The organism is Bartonella sp. AP57NXGY, assembly GCF_042195805.1.
Lineage (GTDB): Bacteria > Pseudomonadota > Alphaproteobacteria > Rhizobiales > Rhizobiaceae > Bartonella.
Genome location: NZ_JBHIOZ010000594.1, coordinates 1 through 622, shown reverse-complemented (window position 1 = coordinate 622; position 622 = coordinate 1). Strand labels below are relative to the sequence as shown.

Below are 622 nucleotides of genomic sequence, written 5' to 3'. Positions count from 1 at the left end.
TCAATGGTAATCTTGATAATCAACAAGCTCCACATCTGTTCCTATAAAGCGAAAAGTAACACGCCAATTTCCATTCACCCATATAGAATAGTATCCTGTAAGTTCACCTTTAAGAGGATGCATTTTAAAGGCAGGTGCTTTCAACATTTCGGGCGTGGTAGCACTTGTTAAAGCCGTTAAGATAACGCGTAATTTCTTTACGTGATCTGGTCGAATAGCTTTTGTGGAACCTGTTGTATAAAATAATTTTAAGCCCTTATGTCTGAAACTCACAATTGCCATTAGCACCCCTTATCGTATACTATTACTATACGATTTATAAAAATAAGAGTCAAGTAAGATACTGGAAAATCTGATTACATATTTGGATAAAATGATTGAGAATAAGCTATTAAAAAGTTCGGGATAGACATAAAAATAAGTTAATAAAATCAATGGAATTAAAATTCCCTTACCTTTATATAAGTTATTGATTGCATATAAATGTAGCATTCCCACTCTGCTCATCATTTGCATAGACTGGATTGGTACCAGCGATAATATCAGCTCCAACACCATGGATGCTGCCTTTGTGGGCTTGCATATTAACAGCGCGTCCTGCTTCTATTGTACCTGTTACCGC

At 35.7% G+C, this 622-nt stretch carries 1 protein-coding gene; it reads right to left on the bottom strand.

Translation table 11 applies throughout. The annotated features are described in order from the left end of the window. Entirely contained in the window at window positions 1–282 is a 282-nt protein-coding gene (locus tag ACFIL8_RS12235; RefSeq protein WP_183194586.1) for a type II toxin-antitoxin system RelE/ParE family toxin, read from the bottom strand. Window positions 283–622: the final 340 nt, after the last annotated feature.